This is a genomic window from Thalassospira lucentensis MCCC 1A00383 = DSM 14000 (assembly GCF_000421265.1).
GTDB classification, from domain to species: domain Bacteria; phylum Pseudomonadota; class Alphaproteobacteria; order Rhodospirillales; family Thalassospiraceae; genus Thalassospira; species Thalassospira lucentensis.
The window spans coordinates 279,847-305,366 of sequence record NZ_ATWN01000006.1 but is presented as its reverse complement, the minus strand read 5'-3'; the positions used below and the strand labels follow the sequence as shown (position 1 = coordinate 305,366).

Sequence of the window (25,520 nt, the reverse complement as noted above, 5' to 3'; positions counted from 1 at the left end):
ATGTTCGAGACCAAAGTGGCGCTGGTGTTGCGCGATGATTTGCAGATGTGGCAGTCACTGAATGTGACGGCCTTTCTGATGAGCGGCATTGTCGCCCAAACACCTGACATCATCGGCGAACCCTATGTCGATGCGAAGAACAATCTTTACAACCCGCTGTCACGTCAGCCGGCCATCGTTCTGGCGGCGGATGCGCAAACCATTGCGAAAATTCATCAACGCGCCATAAACCGTGGCATTCGGGCATCTGCCTATATCGAAGAAATGTTTGCCACCGGCCATGATGGCGCCAACCGGGATGTTTTTGCCAGACTGGCCCCCGATGACGCCCAGTTTGTGGGTATTGGCATTCATGCTGACAAACGCATTGTTGATAAAATCACCAAGGGGGCAAAGATGCATCCCTAAGATATTGGGGGTGTGGGTATCGGCAGGTTAGCGCGTTTCTGTATGCCAGGCATTTTTCAGATGTTCGATCCGGTACCATTTGCCAACAATCATCAGATCAAGACGCAAATCACCCTGATGGCCGACGTGTCCGGCATAAGATTCAAGCGCACGTGCAATGCGGTTTTGCTGTTGCGGGCGGATGGCCAGAAGGGCATCGGCGCGATTGGTGCGGTTTTTAACCTCGATCGCGGCGATCAGGTTTGCGCGCTTGGCAATGATGTCAATTTCGCCAAGCGGGCTGCGATACCGGGTGGCAAGAATGCGATATCCCTTAAGACGTAACCAAAATCCACACAGGGTTTCTGCCCGACGACCGGCCTTCTCCGCCCGTTTGCGTTTTGATTTATCACCGGGTGCTGGGGGGCGAGAACGCGACGGGGCCATCGCTTAGTCGTCCGATGGTTTGGCAAGTGCGAGCGCACGGTTATAAAGGTCGCGTTTTTTAAGCCCGGTTTCCTTGGCAAGGATATCGGCCGCATCCTTGGTGCGGTGGGTTTTGATCAGGTCGGAAAGTCGGGCGTCGATGTCTTCGGGGCTTGGTTCGTTACCGGTTTCATCGGCGGGGCCGACAATGACAACAACCTCGCCCTTGGGCGCACCTTGTTCGGCGTAATGGGCGGCCAATTCATCAAGTGTGCCGTTGCGGACTTCTTCGAACATCTTGGTCAGTTCGCGGGTGACCGCGGCTTCGCGCGTACCACCAAGCATTTCAGCCATATCAACCAGACTGGCGGCAAGACGTTTGGGGCTTTCAAGGAAAATCAGACTGCCGGGGATCGGGGCAAAGCGCGCCAGTTCCTTTTTACGCGCCATGGTTTTGGGCGGCAGGAAGCCAGCATAAAAGAAATGGTCACTGGGCAGGCCCGACAGGATCAGGGCGACAATCGGGGAGGATGCGCCCGGTGCTGCGGTAACGTTAAAGCCTTCGGCCTTACAATCGCGCACAAGTTTATAGCCCGGATCATTGATCAGCGGCGTGCCCGCATCGGAAATCAGCGCCAGTCCCTGACCCTTGCCAAGTCGGTCCATGATTTCCGGCCGCAATTTGGCGGCGTTATGTTCGTGATAGGCAATGCGTTTGGTTTTTACCCCATAGCGCGACAGCAATTTTCCCGATGTGCGGGTGTCTTCGCACAGGATAATATCGGCGCGTTTGAGGATATCGAGTGCGCGGAACGTAATATCGCCCAAATTTCCGATTGGAGTAGCAACAAGATAAAGACCAGATGAAAGTGGTAAATGGCTTTCATCATGTTTACTTGATCGGTCGCCCGCATTACCCTGCGTGCGAAACGAGTTATCGGGAGGTGAGAGTGGATTCTCCGAAACGTCATCCGGGGCAAAATCAGGCGCCGCGTCGTCAGGCGTTGAAGAATTTTGATCGGGATTCGGCTTGGTGCCGTGTCGTGTGCCGGACGGCATCTGTGTTTGTCCTCTCTATCGGGCTAGCCGCATGTAGTGCGACCACGAGTATCACGGACCTGTTTGGCATGCAACGAGACGGGGCACCGGTGGAAACCGCCAACGACCCCGGCGCGAATGAGACCCGCGCACCGGATCAGGGATTGATCCCGGATGCCAATCCGTGGACAAACGATGCCGCCTTGCCAGAAGGGGTAGGCGAAGAAATCCCGACATTGTTTAATGATGAGGCTGCAACATCGGAAAAACGTGTTGCGTTGTTATTACCACTGTCAGGGCAGAATGCGGCCCTTGGCCGTGCGATGCGCCATGCCGCTGAACTGGCAATGTTTGATATCGCCGCGGATGATTTCATCCTGATGCCGATTGATACCGCCGGGACCTATCAGGGTGGGCAGAATGCCGCGCGTCAGGCGATTAACGCCGGTGCCAAGATGATCCTTGGTCCGCTGTTTTCCGAATCGGTAAGCGGTGCCAGCGAAGTTGCCAAATCGGCCAATGTGCCGGTGGTGGCCTTTTCCAACAACCGTCGGGTTGCGGAAAATGGTGTGTGGGTCAACGGCCTGATCCCTGAAGACCAGATTGCGCGTGCGGTGGGCTATGCCACGACGCAGGGCAAATATCGTTTTGCCGCCCTGTTGCCGCAAAATGATTACGGTCGTCAGATTGCCGGTGCCTTGCAAAGTGTCGTGTCACGCGTTGGCGGTACACTTGGCCGGGTTGCCTTCTATCAGCCGGGGTCCGAAGGCCTTCAGCAAACCATCCGCGATTTTGCAAATTATGACGCACGGCGGGCGAATTTGCGGGCGCGCAAGGCACAGTTGAATGCCGAAGGCGGGACCGCAGCCAAACGCGCACTGCGGCGTCTTGAAGGTGTCGATACCCTTGGCGAGCTTGATTTTGATGCCTTGATCCTGCCGGCAACCGGTGGGGACTTGCGTCAGGTATCAGCCCTTTTGGCCTATTTCGATATTGACCCGTCGGTGGTGCAATTCATCGGGACATTTGGCTGGAACGATCCGGGACTGTTTACCGAACCAGCCCTTAAGGGCGGGATTTTTGCCGCCCCGAACCCGGAAAACTGGGAACTGTTTGCGGATCGGTTTGCGCGCACCTTTGGCGATCAGCCGCCACGTATTTCAAGTCTGGCCTATGACAGTACCGCTTTGGCGGCCTTGATGGCGCGTGATGAAAACAATATGTCCGAGGCTGCGTTGACCAACACCAGCGGATTTGTCGGTGTGGATGGTGTGTTTCGCCTGACCCCAGACGGTCGGTCTGAGCGGGGGTATGCCATCATGCAAATCGGGCCAGAGGGGGCAAAGGTCATTGCGCCGGCCCCGGCCAGCTTTGATCAGGTATTCTGATTTGATCGGGTAAAACCGTATCGACAGTATGACGCAAAACGCCTGCCGGGTTATGCTCCGGCGGGCGTTTTGTCTTTGAAATTGCACAGATCATTAACAATGCAGTCGCCACAACGCGGCTTACGGGCCTTGCAGATATAGCGTCCATGCAGGATCAGCCAGTGATGGGCATGGGTCATAAAGCGCGAAGGCACCTTTTTCATCAGTCCCTTTTCGACAGCCAGAACCGTCTTGCCATTGGCCATGCCCGTACGATTGCCCAGACGGAAAATATGGGTATCAACCGCCATGGTGTGTTCGCCCCAGGCAATATTGCGCACCACATTGGCGGTTTTACGCCCGACACCGGGCAGTTCTTCAAGCGCGTCCTGATCGTTGGGCACGATGCCATTATGTTTCTCGACCAGAATTTTGGCCGCGGCCATGACGTTCTTGGCCTTGCCGCGATACAGACCAATGGTTTTGATATGACTGATCAGGGCTTCTTCGCCCAGATCAAGCATGTCTTGCGGGGTTTCAACGATCTGAAACAGCTTTTTGGTGGCCTTGTTCACCCCGATGTCGGTCGCCTGTGCTGATAGGGCCACAGCAACCAGAAGCGTATAGGGATTGGTGTAGTCCAGCTCCCCCTTGGGTTCCGGGTCGGCATCAGACAGACGCTGGAAAAAGGCGTCAATAGCGGCTTTGTTCATCGGGCGGGCCATGGCAGAGAACTCTTTCTTGGTGCCGCATTTTTGCGGTCGATTTAGGGTCAGGACCCATTAATTTGATTGGAATGCGGGTTCCGTGATCCGATCTCTTGATCTGCTATTATATAAACGTGCAGGTTCAAAAAATCGAATTCTGATTGCAGCCCGGTCGAGGCCGGGCGCAAAATCGCCGCGCACAAGACGACCACGATCAGAGGGATATATAGTGCCCGCCGTACCGCGCAGTTCGAAACCGATCTTTAGCATTGCCCTGAGGCCGCCGCGTTCCCTGTCACGGCGCGGGGCGCGCAATGTTGTTTTCCTGCTGGCCGGGGCGACAACGACGATTGGCTTGATCTTTTGGTCGGTGGGGGCGTGGCCGGTGATCGGCTTTTTGGGGGTTGATGTGATTTTCCTCGCCCTGGCATTTCATTTCAGTTTCCGGGCGGCACGCGAAGAAGAACGGATTGAGTTGCATCCGGGGAATTTACGGGTGACGCGAATCCCGGTGCGTGGCCGACGTCAGCAATATGATTTTCAGCCATATTGGCTGCGCGTTGTTCTTGAACGAGGCGAAGACGCGCAGTGCAGTCTTTTTTTGCAAACACATGGCAAAAGTCTGGAAATTGCCGGTTTTCTAGGACCCGATGAAAAGGCCGATCTGGCCTCGCGACTTGAAGACGTGTTGCGTAAAAACCGTTGCTATCCGGCGCAAAACCCTGCCTGAGAAATTAGATTTGCGCGTTTTGCAACCCGGTTATGACCGATTTGAAAAGCGCGAATTTCAAGGATCAAAACCGGCCTTATGCGCCAATTTGGCGTTCTGGAGCGGGTTAAAATGCCCGTCATTGGATCAAAATCGGCGTTTGATCACCAAAAACACCCAAGATTCCCTGTTTTGACCGCTTGCGACTTTGTGGGGACTTTCATATATAGGTGCGCGGGGTAACGAAGAACCCCCAGAAAAATTACGTGTATTAACACCATTGGTCCCAGGAGGTCCTGCGCGGCGCTTCATAGCGAAGGCTGCGGGACGGACCGGCCGCTAAAAGAGGAACTTACTATGGGCAAAATTATTGGTATCGATCTTGGCACCACAAACTCATGCGTTGCAGTCATGGACGGCAAAGAAGCCCGCGTGATTGAAAACAGTGAAGGTGCCCGTACCACGCCATCAATGGTCGCATTCACCGATGACGATGAACGTCTTGTCGGTCAGCCTGCAAAACGTCAGGCTGTGACCAACCCGGAAAACACCCTGTTTGCGATCAAACGTCTGATCGGCCGTCGCTACAGCGACGCTGAAGTCGAAAAAGACAAGGATCTGGTGCCGTACAAAATTATTGCCGGCGAAAACGGTGATGCATGGGTTGAAGTCAATGGCGAGAAAATGGCCCCGAGCCAGATCGCAGCCATGGTACTTCAGAAAATGAAGGAAACCGCAGAAGGCCATCTTGGTGAGCCGGTGACCGAAGCCGTGATTACCGTACCTGCGTATTTCAACGATTCGCAGCGTCAGGCAACCAAAGACGCCGGCAAGATCGCGGGTCTAGATGTCAAACGTATCATCAACGAGCCGACCGCTGCTGCCCTGGCCTATGGCCTGGATAAAAAAGAAGCTGGCACCGTGGTTGTTTATGACCTTGGTGGCGGTACTTTTGACGTGTCGGTTCTGGAAATCGGTGATGGCGTTTTCGAAGTTAAATCAACCAACGGCGATACCTTCCTTGGTGGTGAAGACTTCGACAAACAGATCATTGATTACCTTGCTGACGAGTTCAAAAAAGAACAGCAGATCGATCTTCGTAAAGACCGTCTGGCCCTGCAGCGTCTGAAAGAAGCTGCTGAAAAAGCCAAGATCGAGCTTTCGTCTTCGATGCAGACAGATGTGAACCTTCCGTTCATCACCGCAGACGCATCAGGTCCGAAGCACCTGAACATCAAACTGTCGCGTGCGAAGCTTGAAGGTCTGGTTGGCGATCTGATCGAACGCACCATGACGCCGTGCAAAGCCGCATTGAAAGATGCCGGCATCACCGCAGGCGAAATTGATGACGTGATCCTGGTTGGCGGCATGACCCGTATGCCGAAAGTTCAGGAACGCGTGAAAGAGTTCTTTGGCCGTGAGCCGCACAAAGGTGTGAACCCGGACGAAGTTGTTGCACTTGGTGCAGCGATTCAGGGTGGTGTCTTGCAGGGTGACGTTAAAGACGTCCTGCTGCTTGATGTGACCCCGCTGTCGCTGGGTATTGAGACCCTTGGTGGTGTCTTTACCCGCCTGATCGACCGTAACACCACGATCCCGACCCGCAAGTCGCAGACCTTCTCGACCGCTGAAGACAATCAGACGGCCGTGACCATCCGCGTCTTCCAGGGCGAACGTGAAATGGCGGCTGATAACAAGATGCTTGGCCAGTTTGATCTGGTTGGTATCCCGCCGGCACCGCGCGGTGTTCCGCAGATCGAAGTGACTTTTGACATTGATGCCAACGGTATCGTCAACGTGTCTGCCAAAGATAAGGCAACCAACAAGGAACAGCAGATCCGCATTCAGGCATCTGGTGGTCTTGGCGATGACGAAATCGAAAAAATGGTCAAAGACGCGGAAAGCAATGCCGAGTCTGATAAACAGCGTAAGGCACTTGTTGAAGCCCGTAACCAGGCCGAAGCCGTTGTTCACTCGACCGAGAAAAACCTGACCGAGCATGGCGACAAGGTTGACGATGCCACCAAGTCGGAAATCGAAAACGCCCTGTCGGCTTTGAAAGAAGCCAAGGACGGTGAAGATGCCGAAGCCATCACCGCAAAGGTCAACGAACTTCAGCAGGCTGCGATGAAACTTGGCGAAGCCATGTATCAGGCCCAGCAGGCAGAAGACGGTGGCGCAGAAGGTGACGCTGCGGATGCAGGTGCGTCAGCACAGGCTGATGACGGTGTTGTTGATGCCGACTTCGAAGAAGTCGACGACAACAAAAAAGATAAATAAGACGACCGCAGAGGTCGTCTTTAACGACGCCCTGTAAATAAAAATCGGGCCGTTCCGGACGCAGAAACTGCTGGGACGGCCCGACCGTATTTCGGAGTTACAGATGGCGAAAGAAGATTACTACGAGCTGTTGGGTGTCAGTAAAGACGCCAGCGCGGCCGAGCTCAAAAGCGCCTATCGCAAGCAGGCCATGAAATTCCACCCGGATAAAAATCCGGGCGATACGGCCGCAGAAGTTAAATTCAAGCAGGTCAACGAAGCTTACGAAATCCTCAAGGATGACGAGAAGCGCGCGGCCTATGATCGTTTTGGTCATGCTGCCTTTGAACAGGGCGGTCCCGGTGGGGGCGGCTTTGGAGGTGGTGGTTTTGGCGGCGGCGGTTTCGGTGGCGGCGGATTTTCCGACGTCTTCGACGAAATCTTTGGCGCCATGGGTGGCGGTGGTCGCCGTGGTGGCGGTGGATCGTCACGCGGTGCTGACCTGCGCTACAACATGGCGATCACGCTCGAAGAAGCCTTCGACGGTAAGAAAGCCGAAATCACCATTCCGGGATCGGTTTCGTGTGAAGAATGTGACGGTACCGGTGCAGAAGCCGGTTCCCAGCCTGTGACCTGCCCGACCTGTAATGGCCACGGTAAAGTCCGTGCCCAGCAAGGGTTCTTTACCATTGAACGCACCTGCCCGAGCTGCCATGGCAAAGGCAAGATCGTTAAAAACCCGTGCAAATCGTGCCACGGGGTCGGTCGCGTTGAAAAGGAAAAGACCCTGCAGGTCACGATCCCGCAAGGGGTCGAGGACGGCACACGCATTCGTCTTTCAAGCGAAGGCGAAGCCGGAACCAATGGGGCACCGGCGGGTGATCTTTATATCTTCCTTGATATTGCGCATCACCGGTTCTTCCAGCGTGAAGGGGCCAACCTGTATTGCCGGATTCCGATCCCGATGGGCAAGGCTGCCCTTGGGGGTACCATAGAGGTGCCGACGATTGAAGGCACGCGGACCCGGATCAACATTCCTGCTGGGACCCAGTCGGGTCAGCAGCTTCGGCTGCGGGGCAAGGGCATGACCATCCTGCGCTCACAGGCGCGCGGGGACATGTTTGTTGAAATCAGTGTCGAAACGCCGGTCAATCTGACCGACCGCCAGAAAGAACTTCTGGAAGAATTCGACGAGATTTCGCGTGCAGAAGGCTCCAGCCCGGAAAGCGAAGGCTTCTTTTCCAAGATGAAAGAAATCTGGAAAGACCTGACCGATTAGGTCAGCGCCTTTACGCACAGAAATTTGAAAACACCCCGTCGCGGTTGCCGTGACGGGGTGTTTTCTTATCGGGATGCCCGTACCGGTTGGGTTTTGATAAAATCAATAAAGGTCCGCAATGGTGTCGGGACCAGCCTTCGTCCGGGGTAATAGAGTTTCGGTCCAGGAAAGTGCGGCCACCAGTCGGCAAGGACGGGGATAAGGTCGCCGCGGTCAAAATAGGGTGCCAGCCAGTCTTCAAACAGATAGATGATGCCTGTTCCCGCACAAGCAGCCTGCACCGCAAGGTCGGTCCCGCCGCCCGGTCGGACAAGTAACGGACCGGTCGGGTTGAGTTCGATGGTTTCGTCGCCGCGTTCAAATTCCCACGGATGTAGTGCCCCGCTGGCAAAGCGCCCGCGCAGGCAGGCATGGTCCAAAAGATCGCGGGGATGTTCCGGCATACCGTGCTTTCGTAGGTACTCGTGTGAGGCCGCAGCGGCAAATTTCTGTGTGCGCGGCCCGATCGGGACTGCGATCATGTCCTGTTCAAGGCTTTCATCATATCGAATGCCGGCATCGCATCCTTCGGCCAGCACATCGACAAAGTTTTCTTCGGTAATCACCTCAACCCGAATATCGGGATAGGCGGCGAGAAAGGCCGGGATGATATCGGGCAAGACAAGGCGCGCAGCAGCGGTTGGAACGTTTAGTTTCAACATCCCTGCAGGGCGGTTGCGGTAACTGTTAACGACATCAAGGGCGAGTTCCATTTCATCAAGGGCAGGCGACAGGCGGTTTAAAAGCCCTTCTCCGGCCTCAGTCAGGGCGACACTGCGCGTACTGCGGTTAAATAACCGAACGCCAAGTTGGGATTCAAGTCGACGGATTTGATCGCTTAGCCGTGATGCGCTGCCGCCGCTTAGGCGCGCACCTTCGCGAAATCCGCCTGCACGCGCGACGGTGACAAATGCCGTAATGGTCGCCAGATCAGGTTTCATTGTTTCATTTTCCGTACAGCCTGTGTCGATTGTATCGGATTGTCGACCACAGGAGTAGGGCGTAGTTTTGGCTCAGACAACGAACAACCCGACATAAAAGGAGATTTTTCATGTCGACTGTGAAACAGGCCGGAACATTTGCCATTGGCGATCTGACCGTAAACCGCATGGGCTATGGGGCGATGCAGCTTGCCGGGCCGGGTGTCTTTGGCCCGCCGAAGGACCGGGATGAAGCAATCGCCGTTTTACGTGCGGTGGTCGCGTCCGGGGTCAATCATATCGACACCAGCGATTTTTACGGACCGCATATCACCAACCAATTGATCCGCGAGGCACTTCACCCTTATCAGGATGATCTGGTGATCGTGACCAAGATCGCTGCAAAACGCGGGGATGACGGGGCGTGGTTGCCTGCCCTGACGCCCGATGAGCTGACATCTGCTGTGCATGATAATCTGCGCAATCTTGGCATCGAGGCGATTGATGTGGTGAATTTCCGCTCCATGCATGGCCTTCATGGCCCGGCAGAGGGATCCATCGAAGAGCCGGTTTCCGTTCTTGCCGAACTTCAGCGTCAGGGGCTGATTAAACATATCGGACTGTCAAATGTGACACCGGCGCAGATCGCCGAAGGCCGAAAAATATGTGATATTGCCTGTGTGCAGAATCAGTACAATCTTGCCCATCGTGAAGATGACAGTCTGATTGACGGCCTTGCGGCGGATGGCATCCCTTATGTGCCCTTTTTCCCGTTGGGCGGGTTTTCGCCGTTGCAGTCTGAAACCCTGTCACAGGTCGCTAAACGTCTGAATGCTTCGCCGATGCAAGTGGCTCTGGCGTGGTTGTTGCAGCGTTCACCTAATATTTTGCTTATTCCGGGCACATCGTCGCGTGATCACCTTTCACAGAACCTTGCGGCAGCAGAGCTGAAATTGCCCGCCGATGCCATTGCCGAACTTGATGGCATTGCAGGACAGTCGGCGACAACGGCCTGATTGAAGCAATCAGGGGCTTTTGCGCATTTCCGGTGATTTCATCGTGCGGCGGCATGTGATAAAGCAATCACACGTTTGAAATTACGGATCCTAGGAGACCGGAAATGAAAGTCGGGATTGTTGGTTGTGCTGGCCGGATGGGCCGGATGCTGGTGAATGAAACCGCCAAGACCAAGGGATGTGACGTTGGTGGTGGCACGGACCTTCCCGGTAGTCCGTTTATCGGGAAAGACGTCACCTTGATTGCCGGTCTGGAAGAAAGTGGCGTTCTGGTTGGCGATGATCCCAAGGTACTGTTTGAAACGGTTGATGCGGTGATTGATTTCACCGCCCCGGCGGCCACCATGAAACACGCCAAATTGGCAGCCGAAACCGGCACCATCCTTGTGATCGGCACCACTGGCCTTTCCAGTGATCAGAAAGACGAGCTTAAGGTTGCTGCGCAAAACGCCCCGATCATTTTCGCGCCGAATATGAGTGTGGGCGTGAACCTTGCCTTTGCATTGGTCGAGAAAGTCGCAAGCGTCCTTGATAAGGACGTGGCCGACATCGAAATCGTTGAAATGCATCACAAGCATAAGGTCGATGCCCCATCGGGTACTGCCCTTGGCCTTGGTGAGGCCGCAGCAAAGGGGCGTGGGGTTGCGCTTGATGATGTGTCGGTGAGATCACGCGACGGGCACACAGGTGCGCGTGAGAACGGCACCATCGGCTTTGCGACCCTGCGCGGTGGTGATGTTGTTGGGGATCATACGGTGGTGTTTGCCTGCGAGGGTGAGCGCATCGAGATTACCCATAAGGCATCCTCGCGCGAAGTATTTGCCAAGGGTGCAGTCCGTGCCGCGAAATGGGCCGAGGGCAAGGCACCGGGTCTATATTCCATGCGTGATGTACTGGGGCTTTAACCGCCCAGATATGCTCAGTATTTGGTAAAACACAAAACCCCGGTCGCGATAAAGCAGCCGGGGTTTTGTGTGTCAGGCGTCATTTCTGATCTAATGCGCATCCGCCCAGCTATCGCCAATGCCCGCATCGACAATCAGCGGGACCGACAGATGGGCGGCATTTTCCATGACGTCGCGGATGATTTTGATGGCTTTTTCGGCCTCGTCTTCGGGGGCTTCAAAGATCAATTCATCGTGCACTTGCAACAGCATGCGGGTTTTAAGGCCCGCATCAACCAGTGTACCGGGAACCGCGATCATCGCACGTTTGATGATATCGGCCGCACCGCCTTGAATCGGGGCGTTGATGGCAGCCCGTTCGCCAAAGCTTCGGCGCATGCCATTTTTATCGTTGATGCCATTGATATGGATGTTGCGGCCAAACAGGGTACGGACATGCCCGTGCTTTTTGGCAAATTCCTTGGCCTGATCCATGTAATCGCGAATGCCGGGGTAAATTTCGAAATAGGCTTCGATGAAGGCCTTGGCTTCTTTTTGGCCAATGCCCAGCTGATTGGCCAGACCAAAGGCGGAAATACCATAGATGATGCCAAAGTTAATCGCCTTGGCCTTACGGCGCACCATCGGGTCCATGCCCTCAATCGGCACACCAAACACCTTTGATGCGGTGGCCGCGTGGATATCCTCGCCATTTTTGAACGCATCGCGGAGCGCATCAATCTCGGCCACATGGGCCAGAAGACGCAGCTCAATCTGCGAATAGTCGGCAGAAATAAGCTTACAGCCCTTATCGGCGACAAAGGCGGTGCGGATTTTGCGGCCTTCTTCGCTGCGGATCGGGATGTTTTGCAGGTTCGGATCGTTTGACGACAACCGCCCGGTATTCACATTGGTTTGACCGTAGCTTGTATGAACGCGCCCGGTCAGCGGGTTAACGTGATTTGCCAAGGCATCGGTGTAAGTGCTTTTAAGTTTTGACAGTTGGCGCCATTCTAAAATTTTGGTCGGCAGGTCATGACCGAGTGCAGCCAATCCTTCAAGAACGTCAGCACCGGTTTGCCATGCGCCGGTTTTGGTTTTTTTGCCACCCGGCAGGCTCATCTTATCAAACAGGATTTCGCCGAGCTGCTTGGGACTGCCAAGGTTAAATGGTTCACCGGCCATTTCATGGATGGTTTTTTCGAGTATCGCCATGCGTTTGGCAAAGTCATCCGACAGGTTTTTAAGGATGTCGGTATCAACCTTAACCCCCAACCGTTCCATTTTGGCCAAGACCGGCACCAACGGGCGGTCCAGCGTTTCATAGACGCTTGCCATATGTTCCTGAGCAATGCGGGGTTTGAGCAACCGATGCAGACGAAGGGTGATATCGGCATCTTCGGCGGCATAATCCAGCGCCTTATCAAGCGGGACCTGATCAAAGGTGATCTGGGTTTTGCCCGACCCGCAAACCTCCGAGAACTTTATTGGCTGGTAATCAAGATGCAGATCAGCCAGTTCGTCCATGCCATGTCCGTGGCTGGTGCCATCAAGGACATAGGACAGGACCATGGTGTCATCCATCGGGGCGACATCAATGCCATGACGCGACAGAACAATCATATCGTATTTCAGGTTCTGCCCGATTTTCAGAACGCCGGTGTCCTGCAACAACGGTTTGATCAGCTCAATAGCGCGATCAAGCGCGATCTGTTTGGGGATGTCGGCCTTGGCAGGGGTTTCTTCGGCATCGCCAAAATCAAAGCCACCCTGTGTGCCTTTGGCTTCGCTGTTCTCAGTACTCTTGCCATGGCCGAGCGGGATGTAACAGCCATTTCCTGGCTCTGTCGAAAGTGAAATGCCAACCAGTTTGGCCTGATGGGCATCAAGGGACGTGGTTTCGGTATCGACCGCAACTGTCCCGGCATATTCGGCCTTTGCAATCCAGTGCTTTAGACGTTCTTCATCCTGCACAAGTTCATATTCTGCCTTTTCGACGTTGATTTTATTGACACCGACACCGGGCTGGGTCGGGCTTTCAAATTCAATATCGCCGCCAAATTTTGCTTTTACTTTAGAAAGCAGTGATTTAAAGCCGTGACTTGCAATAAAGCTTAAAAGAACTTCTGCGTCGGGTTCTTTTAATTCAAACCCACTGATCTGCTCAACCACTGGAACGTCGGTTTTCAAGGTGACCAGACGTCGGGAAATACGGGCCAGTTCGGCATTCTCAATCAGTTTTTCGCGGCGCTTGGGCTGTTTGATTTCGCCTGCGCGCTCCAGTAGAGAATCAAGATCACCATATTCATCAATAAGTTGGGATGCGGTCTTAATGCCAATGCCCGGAACACCGGGGACGTTATCGACAGAATCACCGGCAAGTGCCTGAATATCGATGACTTTGTTTGGAGAAACACCAAACTTCTCCATCACCTCGGCAGCACCAATGGTACGATTCTTCATCGCATCAAACATTTGCACCCGATCGGTGACAAGTTGCATCAAATCCTTGTCCGAAGATACGATAATAACGTCAGAACCTTCGGCTTCGGCCTGACGGGCATAGGTCGCGATCAGGTCGTCGGCCTCATATCCTTCGAGCTCGATCGACGGCAGGTTGAACGCCCGGGTCGCATCGCGGATCAGGCCAAACTGCGGCACCAGTTCTTCCGGTGCTGGTGGGCGATGTGCCTTGTATTCGGGATAGAAATCATTGCGGAACGTTTTGCCCTTGGGGTCGAAAATGACCGCCATATGGTCGGGCTTGGTGTCTTCGCGCAGTTTCATCAGCATGGTGCAGAAACCATACACCGCGTTTACCGGCGTGCCGTCCGGGCTGGTCATCGGCGGCAGGGCATGGAAAGCGCGGAAAATAAAGCCGGAACCATCAACCAGTACGACGCGGCGCGGTTTTTGTCCGCTGGACGTTTTGGCGTCGGATGGGGCGGAATCTGTCATGCGTCTCTTGCTCTTATGTTCGAGGATAATGTTGGCCCGCAGAATGCCCGATCCGTGTCGGTAAGTCGAGGGCGCGGTGTCGCCTACGATCAAAAACCGCACCTGTCTCCTGACAAAAACGGGTGGAAAAGTGTCGGCCTTTGACGCTGGCTTGATATATATTTCGATATCAAAACAAATAAGCTAAATACCGGGGGCTGGACGATTTTTGGCGGACGGTCTGTTTGTGCTTATCGTTCTGCTGCGGTGTTGCTATGGTGATGTGATAACTTCATCCCAAGGGACATGGGAGATCCGGTTCGTGGCCCGGAAAACAAGCAAGCCGGAATTTAGCCCAAAGGGCATCGGCGTTGAAACTGCAGGTCCGGTACGTGAGCTTTCAGATGATATGAGGCTCTCGACCCGGCAAGGCAAAAAGAAGAAGGGCGATCGTCGCGGGATAGCTGCGAACGATACAGGATGGCGCAGATTTTTTAGCGTCAGTGCATGGCTGCGTTTTGTCCTGACTTTTGGTAGTTTTGGGTTGGTTCTGCATGGCTTGTTCATTGTCTTTGGCGTGTATGAACGCAATGAACGCCTTGCAAACTTTGATCATTTTGTCTTGCTGATCAAACTCGTAGTGTTTGTGGCGTTGATGTATCTGTTTTACGCCATGCTGATGCATTACGGGCCCATTCGGCACAAGGTTCGGGGCATTTTCTTTTTGGCGCTTGCCCCGGTGGCCGCCCTTTGCATTTTTATGATCTATGGCGGTGGTGCTCTTTTTGGCAGTTTTATCCCGGTTTTGCAGTTCTTGATCCTGACCATCGGGGTTGGTGGATTTTTGCTGTATGTCCTTGGTTATACATGGATAACCGGACGTAAGGTGCGCCGTGAAACGGTAAAATATGGCGATTTCACACCGGCAGGCGACCCAATAGGTGCGGCGGGTCATGGTAACCTGCCGCCCGGGGTGCGACAGGATCGCCGCAAAGTCCACAAAGCAGGCAACCTGCGGCTGCGCAGTACCGATGGCCGTGGTGATGCAACGGGTGGGGGATCTGGAACCGGCAATGGTGGCAAGGTCCGTTTGCCGGAAATCTAACGCATTCTGAACCATGATCAGAGGAGGGCCTTTATGTGCCGCGACTTGATTTTTATCCACAGTGCAGGAAAACAGGGCGGAGATGACGGCAGTAGCCGGTTTCTAGCCCGGCTTGAAGCCGCGCTGGACGGCCAGTTTCGCATTGTCGCACCGGAAATGCCGACCCCGGAGCGCCCCGACGTTGAACTATGGCTTCGCGAAATTGACCGCGTGGTTTCCAACAGCAAGTCTGATGCCCGACCGGGGGCGGTGCTTGTCGGTCATTCGTTTGGTGGGTCAACGATTTTGCAATACCTCGGGCGGAATCGTGAAATATACCGTGATGATAACTGGTTATCGGCGGTTTTTAGCATTTCAGCACCGTTTTGGGGCCTAAAAGACTGGGAAGTTACGGATTTTGCCTTGTCCGCGCCGGAAATTGCCGCATTACAGGGTCTAAAAGACCTGTATTTCTGTCACAGTGCGGATGATCGCATCGTGCCGCCGGGGCATCAGGACGCTTACGCTGATCATTTTCCCCATGCGGGCTGCATCCGGCTTAGATCAGCCGGGCATTTGTTGTCAGACGGGGATGCTGACGATCTGATTGAAAAGATCGCCGCATTCGCCTGATCAGGAATGATTTTCCAGAACGACACCGGCCAGATACAGCGACCCAAGGATCAAAATCCGCGATGGCGCCGGGGTTTCTGCCAGCAAAACCTCAACCGCGTGTTTGAGGTCGTTACAGGCGTGGCTTTTGGCAATGCCGCAATCACGCCCGGCGTTTTGCAGGGTGATCGCATCATGCGCCTCATGATCGCCGGGAATAACAATCCCCGCCAAGGCCGATACATGGGGTGCCAGTGGTGCCAGAAAGGCAACAGGGTCGCGGTTGTCAAGCATACCGACAATCACAAGCGTATCGCCCTTTGGCTGCTGTGACAGCCATTCAGAGATCACCTCGGCAGCGGCGATATTATGGCCGCCATCAAGGATAAGCTCACAATTTTCCGGCAGGGCGTCGATCAGCGGACCTTTTTTAAGGCGCTGCAAGCGTGCGGGCCATTGTGCTGTGCGCAAACCATTGGCCAGCACATCCACATCCATGCCGTCACAGCCGGGTATGTTCGCCTTGCGCACTGCGGCAATCGCCGTGGCGGCGTTGACATATTGATGCCGACCGGGAAGGGCAGGCCGTGGCAGGTTTAATGTGTCGCGCCCGATGCGCAGCGTAAAACCATCAGCCGTTTCTTCAAGGACGTCAAAATCATTGAAAATGGTCGCGTTGATCGTATTGGCATGACGGGCAAGCGTATCAAAGGCTTCAAGGGGTTGCGGGGCCAGAATGCTGATGACCCCCGGCTTCATGATCCCGGCCTTTTCAAAGGCAATTTTGGCAATCGTATCGCCAAGGAAACCCTGATGATCAAGCGAGATTGGCGTGATCACGGTTGCCGCAGGGGTATCAAGCACATTGGATGCGTCCACCCGTCCACCCAGTCCGGTTTCAAGGATCAGCACATCGGCCGGAATGCGCGCAAAGGCAAGAAATGCCGCAGCCTGTGCAATTTCAAAGAAGGTAATGGAATCGCCGTTATTAACGGTTTCGACTTCTTCAAGCAGGTCACAAAGCGCCTGTTCGGAAATCTGCGCACCGGCAACGACAATACGTTCGTGGAAACGCACAAGATGCGGGGATGTCGAGCAATGAACCCGAAGGCCAGCCGCCTCGTAAATCGCGCGCAAATAAGCCTGGGTGGAGCCTTTGCCGTTGGTGCCGGCCAAATGAATGACAGGCGGCAGACTCAGGTGCGGATTACCAAGCTTTTCAAGAAGCCGGGTAATCCGCCCGAGCGAAAGATCAATGACTTTCGGGTGCAACTGACCAAGGCGTGCAATGATTGCATCGCTTCGGGCAGTGTTACTTGTCTGCTTTGGCACCTTTGGTGTCCGGCTTTTTCTTGGCATCCTTGATCGGGACAATCGACGCACCGGGTTTGGTGCGGCGGATCATGTCAATCAGGCGGCCAAAGGTCGCGTTCAATTCGTTGCGCGGAACCACCATATCGACCATGCCATGGTCCAGCAGATATTCTGCCGTCTGGAAGTCATCGGGTAGTTTTTCGCGAATGGTGTTTTCAATCACGCGCCGACCGGCAAAGCCGATCTGGGCACCGGGTTCGGCAACCTGAATGTCACCGAGCATGGCAAAGGATGCCGAAACACCCCCCGTGGTCGGATCGGTCAGCAGCACGAAATAGGGCAGGCCCTTTTCCTTGACCTTTTCAATCGCAGCCGTGGTGCGTGCCATCTGCATCAGGCTAAGGATGCCTTCTTGCATACGTGCACCGCCCGACGCCGGGACAATGATCAAAGCCGCATCCTGAACCGATGCCAGTTCGGCCGCGGCAACGATGCCCTCGCCAACCGCGATCCCCATCGATCCGCCCATAAAGGAGAAATCGAAAACGGCAATCACCGTCGCATGACCACCGACCTCACCATGGGCAACAGCCAACGCATCCTTATAGGTTGCTTTGGCTTGAGCTGCTTTGAGGCGGTCAGTGTATTTTTTCTGATCGCGGAATTTCAGCGGGTCAACCGGAACATTCGGCAGTTCGATGGTTTGGTATTTACCCCCATCAAACAGGAGTTCAAGACGGTTTTGCGCGGAAATCCGCATGTGATGCCCACAATGCTGGCAAACATGATTGTTCTTTGCCAGGTCACGGTGGAAAATCATCTGTTCGCATGATTTGCATTTGTGCCAAAGATTTTCAGGCACATCTGTCCGGCGAACAAGTTGTTGAATCTTGGGACGGACGAATTCAGTCAGCCACGACATATCGGATACTGATCCTTAGGTTCTGTCTATATCGGTTCTTTTACAAACGCACAGCGATTGCTTATTTGCGTGCGTCCCGGACCCCGCTTGCCAGTTCGCGTACAAGGCCGGTAACCATAGAGGCGGTCTTATCGGTGGCCTTGCCGTTTTCGTCAAGACTTTCGGCAATTTTTGATACGATTGCCGAACCAACAACAGCTGCATCGGCCTGTCTTGCGACCTCGGCAGCCTGTGCGGCTGTCTTGATGCCAAACCCGACTGCGATCGGCAGTTTGGTATGACGACGCAGGCGTTCCATTGCTTCGATAATCTGCTCATTGCTTGCCGAACCGGCACCGGTTACCCCGGCCACCGACACATAGTAAACAAAGCCGGATGTATTCTGAACAAGTTTCGGCAAACGCTTGTCATCAGAGGTCGGTGTGGTCAGTCGAATGAACGATAGACCTTTTTCGACCGTCGGAACACAAAGCTCTGCGTCTTCTTCGGGCGGCAGATCAACAACAATCAGGCCATCAACCCCGGCATTGCGCGCATCTTCAAGGAATTCCGCCACGCCATAGATGTAGATCGGGTTGTAATAGCCCATCAGAATGATCGGCGTTTCGTGGTCCTGATCACGGAAACCACGCACCAGCGACAGTGTTTTGCGCATGTGCATGCCCGCTGCAAGTGCCCGGTTCGATGCTTCCTGAATGGCGGGACCATCGGCCATCGGATCGGTGAACGGCATGCCCAGTTCGATGATATCCGCCCCGGCTTCTGGCAGGGCTTTGAGGATTTCAAACGAAGCTTCGGGGTCCGGGTCACCCGCCGTGATGAAGGTTACAAGACCGGCACGGCCTTCTTCCTTGAGCTTGGCAAAACGTTTTTCGATGCGGTCTTTGCCGCCAATGATTGCGTCGCTCACAGTTTAACTCCCAGTGCTTCAGCCACGGTAAAGATATCTTTGTCACCTCGGCCGCACAGATTGACGATGATGATTTTATCCTTGCTCATCGTCGGTGCGATTTTGATGACATGTGCCAGTGCATGGCTGGGTTCGAGTGCCGGGATAATGCCCTCACATTCAGAACACAGCTTGAAAGCAGCAAGGGCTTCCTTATCGGTAATCGCAACGTAATTGACACGCCCGATATCCTTAAGCCAGCTGTGTTCCGGGCCAATCCCCGGATAATCAAGGCCAGCCGAAATCGAGTCTGCCTCGGTGATCTGACCATCATCATCCATCAAAAGGTATGTGCGGTTGCCGTGCAAAACGCCCGGTGCGCCTGCCGTCAGGCTGGCGGCATGCTTGCCGGTATGAACACCGTGACCAGCCGCCTCGACCCCGGTGATTTCGACATCCTTGTCATCAAGGAACGGGTGGAACAGCCCGATGGCGTTTGATCCACCCCCGATGGCTGCAACCAGAAGATCGGGCAGGCGACCTTCGGCTTCCATGATCTGTTCTTTGGCTTCGTTGCCGATCACACACTGGAAATCACGAACAAGTTCCGGATAGGGGTGTGGTCCAGCCGCGGTGCCGATGATGTAAAACGTGTCTTCGACGTTGGTCACCCAGTCACGCAAAGCTTCGTTCATCGCGTCTTTCAAGGACCGCGAACCCGACTCGACCGGTTTGACCTCAGCCCCCAGAAGCTTCATGCGGAACACATTGGGCGACTGACGTTCGATGTCTTTGGCTCCCATGTAAACCGTGCAGGGCAGACCAAAGCGCGCACAAACGGTCGCGGTTGCAACACCGTGCTGACCCGCACCGGTTTCAGCAATAATGCGGGTTTTGCCCATGCGCATGGCCAGAAGGATCTGACCAATACAGTTGTTGATCTTGTGCGCGCCGGTGTGGTTGAGCTCGTCACGCTTGAAATAGACCTTGGCCCCGCCAAGTTCTGCTGTCATGCGTTCGGCGAAATAAAGCGGGCTTGGACGGCCAACGTAATATTTCAGGTAATAATCGAGTTCTTTTTGGAACTCCGGGTCATTCTTGGCGTCCTTATAGGCCTGCTCAAGCTCAAGAATCAGTGGCATGAGCGTTTCGGCGACAAAACGGCCACCGTAATTACCAAAATGCCCGTCCGTATCAGGAAGGGTGCGGTAGCTGTTGGGCTTGGGCGATGAAGACGTCATAGAAATTCCCCGTGGATAGGCCGCAATTCCTGCGGCGTAGGCTGGTGACGACCGATTAATCCGCAAAGCGCTGACGAAATGTGTCGCGCTGGCTGGTTACAATACCCGCAAACGGGCGTAACGGATTAATGGGCTGCGTGATCGGCCTGGGATTTGTCGAAGATATATTTTTTTGAGCAGTACGGGCAGACGATCTCGCCTTTTTCCTCAAGATTGAGGTAAACGGTCGGGTGGCCAAGGTGACCTTTTCCGCCGTCGCAGGCTACATTCAGAGTGCCGACTTTGATTTCTTCGGTGAGCTTCATATATCCAGTTCCAAGTTTTGTATGGCCATCGGGATTGGCCACGCGATTGCGGTCAGCATTGACCCCGGTTTAACGGGGATGATACCGATTGCGCATATTCAATCAATACTTCCGCATGCTCATGGCGCTCCATGGTCTTAGCGCAAACAAGCGACGCGGAAAAGAGTGGAGATCACTGACACATGACTGCAATGCCCGACTATGCCATCGAAGTCGAAGGCTTGACCAAGGTCTATACGGGGTCAAACGGCGAAAAACTTGCCCTTGATGATGTTTCACTGAAAATTCCCCGCGGGTCTTTTTTCGCGCTTCTCGGACCAAATGGTGCCGGAAAGTCAACGTTTATCAACATCTTGGCCGGTCTTGTCACCAAGACAAACGGCACGGCAAAAATCTGGGGCCATGATATCGAGGCGGAAATGCGCGCGGCGCGTTGCGCGATCGGGATCGTGCCACAGGAACTAAATTTGGATGCATTTTTCACCCCGCGTCAGGCGATGGAATTGCAGGCCGGCCTCTATGGCGTGCCCAAACCAGAACGTCGCACCGATGAGATTCTTGCCGCCCTTGGTCTGGCAGACAAGGCAGACTCGTACTCAAGATCGCTTTCGGGCGGGATGCGTCGCCGCCTTTTGGTCGGTAAGGCCATGGTTCATACCCCACCGGTTCTGGTTCTTGATGAACCAACCGCCGGGGTCGATATCGAATTGCGTCAGCAGCTTTGGGCCTATGTCAAAGAACTGAACAACGCCGGTGTGACCATCGTTCTGACCACGCACTATCTTGAAGAAGCCGAAGAGCTGTGTGACGAGATCGCGATCATCAATCAGGGCAAAGTGATTGCCCATGAAGATAAGCGTAGCCTGCTGCGCCGGATTGATCACAAAACCCTGATCCTGACGGTGAATAATGAACTCAATGCGGTTCCCGATGTGCTGGCCCCCTGGGGGGCGGAGCTTCGGTCGGAAAACCAGATTGCGCTGCATTATCGTCCCAGCAACACCCAGATGACCGAAATCCTCGAAGCCATTCATGGCTGTGGTCTTGCGGTTAAGGATCTGTCGACCGAGGAAGGCGATCTTGAAGACATCTTCCTGATGCTGACCCGCGATAATAATGCCGCGCGGGCCGGTGCGGCGGCGTAGGCTGCTGCGCGGTACCAGAATATCAGGCGGTCCTTGTCCGTCATGATCGATATAAGAACCCCGCAATTTGTTGTGGGGTTCTTGTTTTTGGCTTTAACATGAATGTCTTGTCTGAAACCTTTTCCTTCGGAGTTTCTGTGTCGGTCACTCAATTATTCCGTCGGGTCTTCCGAAGGATTTCGGTTCGCTTTCTAGCATATTTGATGGTGCCGGGGGTGGTGCTGATGCTGTCAGCCTGCGCACCTTCTGTGCATTCCGCCGGGCCGCCAATTGCGCAAATTTCGTTTACCTCCGATAGTTTTCAGACAAGTGATGGAACCGGGCTTGCCCTGCAGTCATGGGGCGCACTTGATCACCCGTCTGCGGTGATCCTTGGCCTGCATGGCATGGGCGATTATGCCAATGCGTTTATGGAACTTGGTGACGCACTTGGCCCGACCGGCATTGCTGTTTACGCGTTCGATCAGCGCGGGTTTGGGCGCAGCCCGACGCGCCCGTTCTGGGCCGGAACGCGCAGTATGGTTGATGATGCCAGTGACATGCTGGTTTTGTTGCGTGGACGTTACCCCAATGTTCCGATTTATCTTTTGGGCAATTCCATGGGCGGGGCGGTGGCAATTGTCACCGCAGCGACCCGGCCCTCATTGATGGATGGTATCGTGCTGGCCGCCCCGGCGGTTTGGGACCGGAACACGATGCCGTGGTATCAAACTGTGCCGCTGAGTATGATGTCCTATGGCCTGCCATGGTTGCCGCTGACGGGCAGGGGGCTTGATATTTGGCCGTCCGACAATATTGAAATGCTGCGTCGTTTGTCACGCGACCCACAGATGATGTCTGCGGTGCGGGTGGATATGATCGCCGGGGTGGCCGATTTAATGGATTTGGCGCACGCGCGGGCGGCGGACATTTCCGTTCCGACCCTGTTATTGTCGGGTCAGCAGGATCAGGTCATTCCGCCCGATGCCATTGATACGATTGATCGTGACCTTCGGGCGCAAAATTTACCCCGCTATTCCAGATGGTTGTATGCATCGGGCTATCACATGGTGTTGCGTGACCTCAATGGGCCGGTCGTGATTGGCGATATTGGTCGCTGGATCACATCATTGGGGACGGCAGAAAATTATTCCTGCACACAATCATGATTGCTTTTTGACCAAGGAAAGCCGATCAGGTAGCCTTTTTAATCATTTGCGCGGTGTCGGTTGGGTTGTTTAACGCTCTTTCAATCCCGATATGGCAGCAATAAACGCGCTTTGTGCAGCGATTTTTCGGAGGATCAGGACCGCCATGCTACGGACCGTTCGGGCGAAGTTCCTGGGTGTTGCGGCCTTTTTTGTCGTGTGGCTGGTTGTGGCCACCGGATTCTCTGTCATTCAATCGCTTGGTATTAATGGCGACCTCGAAGCTGTGTCGCGCTATGTCACGCCGGTCAAGGATGCGATTTCGGATGTGCGCGCGCGTCAACTTGAACAGATTTCGCTGATTGATCGCTATATGCGGGTGGTCGAAAACGATGGCCCGCACGCGCCGCTTTTGAACGGTCTTGAGATCGAAATCAACGCCAAGCAAACCCAGATCGAACAGGCATTTCGCAAGGCATTCACCTTTGCCGCCCTTGGCCGGGCACAGGCATCGGGGCATTTCGATAACGGCGTTCTGCTTGATCTTGATGTGCGCATGCGTGAGTTCGCCGATGTCTCGGCGCAATTTTCCCTTGGCGTTGAACGGTTGCTTAGCCGGGTCAGGGATGATGATCTGATGGATGCCCAGCGTCAGGAAAATCTGGTGCGCGGCCTGCATCGCAATATCGTGCTTGATCTGCGCAACGAGATTTTGCTGCTGGAAAAATATGCGGCCGATACGGTCGAAAACGTCTCGTCACGCGAAGATTTCCTGATACAGGCCGAATTCATCATGATGCTGGCTGCGGTGGTGATTGGCGTGTCGCTGGCCTATTACATGGCCCATGCGGTGGTCATTGCCGTGCGTCAGGTTACCAATGCGCTCAATGCGGTGCAGTCGGGTAAACTTGATACCAGCCTTGATTTTAAGGGCAAGGGCGATTTTGCCCGTCTGGCCGATGCGTTTAACCGTATGACCCGTGAATTACGCATCCGGTTTCGCATGCGTGAACGGTTTGGCAAATATGTCGATCCGAAAATCGTCAATAACCTGATCAATCAGGAAACCGCGCTTGAAACCTCTGAAAAGCGGGTGATGACGGTCAGTGTTGTCAATCTGACCGGGTTTGACTGGCTGGCCGAACATACTGCTCCCGAAAAGCTGGTTGATTTCCTTAATGATTATCTGACCGCCATGACCGAACCGATTTCTGGCCATAGTGGGATTATCGACAATTTCGTGGGCGACCGGGTGATTGGTTTCTGGGGCCCACCGTTTTGTGGTGAAGGTGCCCATGCCGGTCATGCCTGTCAGGCGGCAATCGAACAGGTTGCGCGCTTTAACGCGCTTAAAACAAAATATGCCGATTTGATCGGTGATCACGGGCTTGATATCCGTGTCGGGATTGCAACCGGCGAAGTCGTTGTGGGCTCTATCGGGACGGATAAATCACGGGCCTATACGGTGGTTGGCGATTGCGTGAACTATGCCAACCGTCTGGAAAAGGCCAACCGGGTTTATGGTACGCGGATTCTGGCATCCCATGAAACTGCCAATATGGCGACGGGCGACATTGAAATGCGCGACCTTGACCATGTGGTGCTGCTGGGAACGGAAAAAGTGGTCTATCTGTATGAAGTGCTCGCAGCCGGTGGGCAGCTTTCAGATGAACGCCAGGAATGGCGCAAAAAATATGAAGCCGCCATGGCCCATTACCGAGATGGCCGTTTTGACGAAGCCCGTCCGCTTTATGAATCCGTGATCGAATTTGACGACAGCGATTTTGCTGCCCAGCTGATGATGAACCGGATGGAACGGCTGGAACGCCGCGAACAGGACCGCGAATGGAACGGCACATGGGTGGTGCGTGACCCGTATGAACGCCGCGATGTCGAAAGCTGATTGCACGATGGCGGAGGCAAGAATTGCTTAACCCAAAGGCCGCTATGCTCGACACCGGATTTGGTGAACAGCAACCCTCAAAAATCCTTGCCCGCCGGGGATAAAACCTGTATCACCCAAACCGCTCGGGCCACTTGATCCAGACGTGGCCCCACATATTGCGCACCCGTAGCTCAGCTGGATAGAGCGCTGCCCTCCGAAGGCAGAGGCCACAGGTTCGAATCCTGTCGGGTGCGCCATTTTCCAAACAATTCTCTGAACCAACGCTCCTTTTGGGGCTGTTATTTCATGTGTCTGGCGCTAATCTGCACGTCCTTACAGTTTATCGACGAGGTTAGTTTGATGCGCGGATATCTCCATGATTTTGCAGGCCACAATGTGCTGTTTTCAATGGCGGCACCGGCGGAATATGGGGATTTTCTCAAAAAGCAGTTCACGCCGTTGATGATCGGGGTGGGGCCGGTGGAGGCTGCGATTAATCTCACGGCGGCGTTGACCGAGTTGCAGCAGTCAAATGATCTGCCCGATCTTGTCGTGACGCTGGGATCGGCCGGGTCGCGGACGTTAGAGCAGGCCGAGGTTTATCAGGCGATTTCGGTGTCCTACCGCGATATGGATGCATCCGTGCTGGGGTTTGAAAAGGGCTGTACGCCGTTTGTCGATTTCCCCGCCGAAATCATGCTGCCCCATCGTATTCCCGGCATTCCCGAAGCGCGTCTGTCGACCGGGGCCAATGTGGTGTCGGGGGCTGCCTATGACGCGATTGATGCCGATATGGTCGATATGGAAAGTTTTGCAATCCTGCGGGCCTGTCAGAAGTTTGACGTGCCGCTGATTGGCCTGCGCGGGATTTCAGATGGCAAAGAGGAGCTTTCCAAGCTGTCGGACTGGACGGCCTATTTGCATGTGGTTGACGAAAAACTGAGCCATGCGGTTGATAAGCTTAAAGCAGGACTGGAAAGCGGCGAGATCAGCCTTTCGAAAGGCTGATCTGCCTTGTTGCATTTTCG

At 54.5% G+C, this 25,520-nt stretch carries 23 protein-coding genes and 1 tRNA gene; 14 read left to right on the top strand and 10 right to left on the bottom strand.

Going from position 1 to position 25,520, the window contains the following annotated elements:
- Positions 1-408, top strand: coding sequence for a DUF2000 family protein (locus K355_RS0114385; RefSeq protein WP_022732855.1), 408 nt, complete (start codon positions 1-3; stop codon positions 406-408).
- Positions 409-435: 27 nt separating this feature from the next.
- Here K355_RS0114385 and K355_RS0114380 read toward each other — a convergent pair whose 3' ends face one another.
- Both K355_RS0114380 and rsmI read right to left on the bottom strand, forming a co-directional pair.
- Positions 436-834: a YraN family protein gene (locus tag K355_RS0114380; protein WP_022732854.1), complete on the bottom strand. Its 399-nt coding sequence runs from the start codon at positions 832-834 to the stop codon at positions 436-438.
- Positions 835-837: 3 nt separating this feature from the next.
- Positions 838-1,872, bottom strand: a complete 1,035-nt coding sequence (gene rsmI / locus K355_RS24080) for a 16S rRNA (cytidine(1402)-2'-O)-methyltransferase (RefSeq protein WP_022732853.1) — start codon at positions 1,870-1,872, stop codon at positions 838-840.
- A 2-nt stretch (positions 1,873-1,874) separates the two neighbouring features.
- On the opposite strand from rsmI, the gene K355_RS0114370 reads away from it, so the two are divergent.
- Entirely contained in the window at positions 1,875-3,239 is a 1,365-nt protein-coding gene (locus K355_RS0114370; protein WP_245562952.1) for a penicillin-binding protein activator, read from the top strand.
- A 50-nt stretch (positions 3,240-3,289) separates the two neighbouring features.
- Here K355_RS0114370 and nth read toward each other — a convergent pair whose 3' ends face one another.
- Positions 3,290-3,931, bottom strand: a complete 642-nt coding sequence (gene nth, locus K355_RS0114365; protein WP_033368946.1) for an endonuclease III — start codon at positions 3,929-3,931, stop codon at positions 3,290-3,292.
- Positions 3,932-4,154: 223 nt separating this feature from the next.
- On the opposite strand from nth, the gene K355_RS0114360 reads away from it, so the two are divergent.
- The 3 genes from K355_RS0114360 to dnaJ all read left to right on the top strand — a co-directional run bounded on the left by K355_RS0114360 (position 4,155) and on the right by dnaJ (position 8,172).
- Positions 4,155-4,655: a DUF2244 domain-containing protein gene (locus K355_RS0114360; RefSeq protein WP_022732850.1), complete on the top strand. Its 501-nt coding sequence runs from the start codon at positions 4,155-4,157 to the stop codon at positions 4,653-4,655.
- 336 nt (positions 4,656-4,991) lie between these two features.
- Complete coding sequence (gene dnaK, locus K355_RS0114350) at positions 4,992-6,914, top strand: molecular chaperone DnaK (protein ID WP_022732848.1); 1,923 nt, start codon at positions 4,992-4,994, stop codon at positions 6,912-6,914.
- Positions 6,915-7,017: 103 nt separating this feature from the next.
- Complete coding sequence (gene dnaJ / locus K355_RS0114345) at positions 7,018-8,172, top strand: molecular chaperone DnaJ (protein ID WP_022732847.1); 1,155 nt, start codon at positions 7,018-7,020, stop codon at positions 8,170-8,172.
- Between the two features lie 65 nt (positions 8,173-8,237).
- Here the strand turns inward: dnaJ and K355_RS0114340 are convergent, their stop codons facing one another.
- The gene (locus K355_RS0114340; protein ID WP_022732846.1) at positions 8,238-9,152 is read right to left on the bottom strand and encodes a LysR family transcriptional regulator; all 915 of its coding nucleotides are present in this window, start codon (positions 9,150-9,152) and stop codon (positions 8,238-8,240) included.
- A gap of 110 nt (positions 9,153-9,262) precedes the next feature.
- Here K355_RS0114340 and K355_RS0114335 point away from each other — a divergent pair, with 110 nt between their 5' ends.
- A complete protein-coding gene (locus K355_RS0114335) occupies positions 9,263-10,147 on the top strand; it encodes an aldo/keto reductase family oxidoreductase (protein WP_022732845.1) in 885 nt (294 codons plus the stop codon).
- A gap of 104 nt (positions 10,148-10,251) precedes the next feature.
- Positions 10,252-11,052, top strand: coding sequence for a 4-hydroxy-tetrahydrodipicolinate reductase (gene dapB, locus K355_RS0114330; RefSeq protein WP_022732844.1), 801 nt, complete (start codon positions 10,252-10,254; stop codon positions 11,050-11,052).
- Between the two features lie 90 nt (positions 11,053-11,142).
- Here the strand turns inward: dapB and polA are convergent, their stop codons facing one another.
- Complete coding sequence (gene polA / locus K355_RS0114325) at positions 11,143-13,989, bottom strand: DNA polymerase I (RefSeq protein ID WP_022732843.1); 2,847 nt, start codon at positions 13,987-13,989, stop codon at positions 11,143-11,145.
- 301 nt (positions 13,990-14,290) lie between these two features.
- Here polA and K355_RS0114320 point away from each other — a divergent pair, with 301 nt between their 5' ends.
- Together K355_RS0114320 and K355_RS24075 are read left to right on the top strand one after the other, a co-directional pair.
- Entirely contained in the window at positions 14,291-15,073 is a 783-nt protein-coding gene (locus tag K355_RS0114320) for a hypothetical protein (protein ID WP_028791619.1), read from the top strand.
- Positions 15,074-15,106: 33 nt separating this feature from the next.
- On the top strand, positions 15,107-15,685 hold the full coding sequence (locus K355_RS24075) for an alpha/beta fold hydrolase (protein ID WP_022732841.1): 579 nt from the start codon (positions 15,107-15,109) through the stop codon (positions 15,683-15,685).
- Here K355_RS24075 and K355_RS0114310 read toward each other — a convergent pair whose 3' ends face one another.
- From K355_RS0114310 to K355_RS0114290, 5 genes are all read right to left on the bottom strand, one after another.
- The gene (locus K355_RS0114310) at positions 15,686-16,996 is read right to left on the bottom strand and encodes a bifunctional folylpolyglutamate synthase/dihydrofolate synthase (RefSeq protein WP_022732840.1); all 1,311 of its coding nucleotides are present in this window, start codon (positions 16,994-16,996) and stop codon (positions 15,686-15,688) included.
- Positions 16,977-17,900: an acetyl-CoA carboxylase, carboxyltransferase subunit beta gene (gene accD, locus K355_RS0114305; protein ID WP_022732839.1), complete on the bottom strand. Its 924-nt coding sequence runs from the start codon at positions 17,898-17,900 to the stop codon at positions 16,977-16,979. The genes K355_RS0114310 and accD overlap by 20 nt, the downstream gene beginning before the upstream one ends.
- A gap of 61 nt (positions 17,901-17,961) precedes the next feature.
- Entirely contained in the window at positions 17,962-18,810 is an 849-nt protein-coding gene (gene trpA, locus K355_RS0114300) for a tryptophan synthase subunit alpha (RefSeq protein ID WP_022732838.1), read from the bottom strand.
- On the bottom strand, positions 18,807-20,030 hold the full coding sequence (trpB, locus tag K355_RS0114295) for a tryptophan synthase subunit beta (RefSeq protein WP_022732837.1): 1,224 nt from the start codon (positions 20,028-20,030) through the stop codon (positions 18,807-18,809). Before trpB ends, trpA begins: the two co-directional genes overlap by 4 nt.
- Before the next feature lie 125 nt (positions 20,031-20,155).
- On the bottom strand, positions 20,156-20,335 hold the full coding sequence (locus K355_RS0114290; protein WP_022732836.1) for a zinc-finger domain-containing protein: 180 nt from the start codon (positions 20,333-20,335) through the stop codon (positions 20,156-20,158).
- Positions 20,336-20,517: 182 nt separating this feature from the next.
- Between K355_RS0114290 and K355_RS0114285 the strand changes: the two genes are divergently transcribed.
- From K355_RS0114285 to K355_RS0114265, 5 genes are all read left to right on the top strand, one after another.
- On the top strand, positions 20,518-21,480 hold the full coding sequence (locus tag K355_RS0114285) for an ABC transporter ATP-binding protein (RefSeq protein ID WP_022732835.1): 963 nt from the start codon (positions 20,518-20,520) through the stop codon (positions 21,478-21,480).
- A 224-nt stretch (positions 21,481-21,704) separates the two neighbouring features.
- Positions 21,705-22,628 (top strand): alpha/beta hydrolase, encoded by a 924-nt coding sequence (locus tag K355_RS0114280; protein WP_245562951.1) that lies wholly within the window; start codon positions 21,705-21,707, stop codon positions 22,626-22,628.
- A gap of 145 nt (positions 22,629-22,773) precedes the next feature.
- Positions 22,774-24,510 carry an adenylate/guanylate cyclase domain-containing protein gene (locus K355_RS0114275; RefSeq protein ID WP_022732833.1) on the top strand — a complete coding sequence of 579 codons (1,737 nt, stop codon included), beginning with the start codon at positions 22,774-22,776 and terminating at the stop codon, positions 24,508-24,510.
- Positions 24,511-24,672: 162 nt separating this feature from the next.
- Positions 24,673-24,749, top strand: a tRNA-Arg gene (locus K355_RS0114270).
- A gap of 103 nt (positions 24,750-24,852) precedes the next feature.
- Entirely contained in the window at positions 24,853-25,500 is a 648-nt protein-coding gene (locus K355_RS0114265) for a 5'-methylthioadenosine/S-adenosylhomocysteine nucleosidase (protein WP_022732832.1), read from the top strand.
- Positions 25,501-25,520: the final 20 nt, after the last annotated feature.

Bases quoted from the DNA above. Each gene is read 5' to 3' on its own strand.
- K355_RS24075 (WP_022732841.1), top strand. From the start codon at position 15,107: ATGTGCCGCGACTTGATTTTTATCCACAGTGCAGGAAAACAGGGCGGA.
- nth (WP_033368946.1), bottom strand. From the start codon at position 3,931: ATGAACAAAGCCGCTATTGACGCCTTTTTCCAGCGTCTGTCTGATGCC.
- trpB (WP_022732837.1), bottom strand. From the start codon at position 20,030: ATGACGTCTTCATCGCCCAAGCCCAACAGCTACCGCACCCTTCCTGAT.
- accD (WP_022732839.1), bottom strand. From the start codon at position 17,900: ATGTCGTGGCTGACTGAATTCGTCCGTCCCAAGATTCAACAACTTGTT.
- dnaJ (WP_022732847.1), top strand. From the start codon at position 7,018: ATGGCGAAAGAAGATTACTACGAGCTGTTGGGTGTCAGTAAAGACGCC.
- K355_RS0114285 (WP_022732835.1), top strand. From the start codon at position 20,518: ATGACTGCAATGCCCGACTATGCCATCGAAGTCGAAGGCTTGACCAAG.
- K355_RS0114265 (WP_022732832.1), top strand. From the start codon at position 24,853: ATGCGCGGATATCTCCATGATTTTGCAGGCCACAATGTGCTGTTTTCA.
- dnaK (WP_022732848.1), top strand. From the start codon at position 4,992: ATGGGCAAAATTATTGGTATCGATCTTGGCACCACAAACTCATGCGTT.
- K355_RS0114380 (WP_022732854.1), bottom strand. From the start codon at position 834: ATGGCCCCGTCGCGTTCTCGCCCCCCAGCACCCGGTGATAAATCAAAA.
- polA (WP_022732843.1), bottom strand. From the start codon at position 13,989: ATGACAGATTCCGCCCCATCCGACGCCAAAACGTCCAGCGGACAAAAA.
- K355_RS0114280 (WP_245562951.1), top strand. From the start codon at position 21,705: ATGCTGTCAGCCTGCGCACCTTCTGTGCATTCCGCCGGGCCGCCAATT.
- K355_RS0114340 (WP_022732846.1), bottom strand. From the start codon at position 9,152: ATGAAACCTGATCTGGCGACCATTACGGCATTTGTCACCGTCGCGCGT.
- rsmI (WP_022732853.1), bottom strand. From the start codon at position 1,872: ATGCCGTCCGGCACACGACACGGCACCAAGCCGAATCCCGATCAAAAT.
- K355_RS0114385 (WP_022732855.1), top strand. From the start codon at position 1: ATGTTCGAGACCAAAGTGGCGCTGGTGTTGCGCGATGATTTGCAGATG.
- K355_RS0114335 (WP_022732845.1), top strand. From the start codon at position 9,263: ATGTCGACTGTGAAACAGGCCGGAACATTTGCCATTGGCGATCTGACC.
- K355_RS0114290 (WP_022732836.1), bottom strand. From the start codon at position 20,335: ATGAAGCTCACCGAAGAAATCAAAGTCGGCACTCTGAATGTAGCCTGC.
- dapB (WP_022732844.1), top strand. From the start codon at position 10,252: ATGAAAGTCGGGATTGTTGGTTGTGCTGGCCGGATGGGCCGGATGCTG.
- K355_RS0114275 (WP_022732833.1), top strand. From the start codon at position 22,774: ATGCTACGGACCGTTCGGGCGAAGTTCCTGGGTGTTGCGGCCTTTTTT.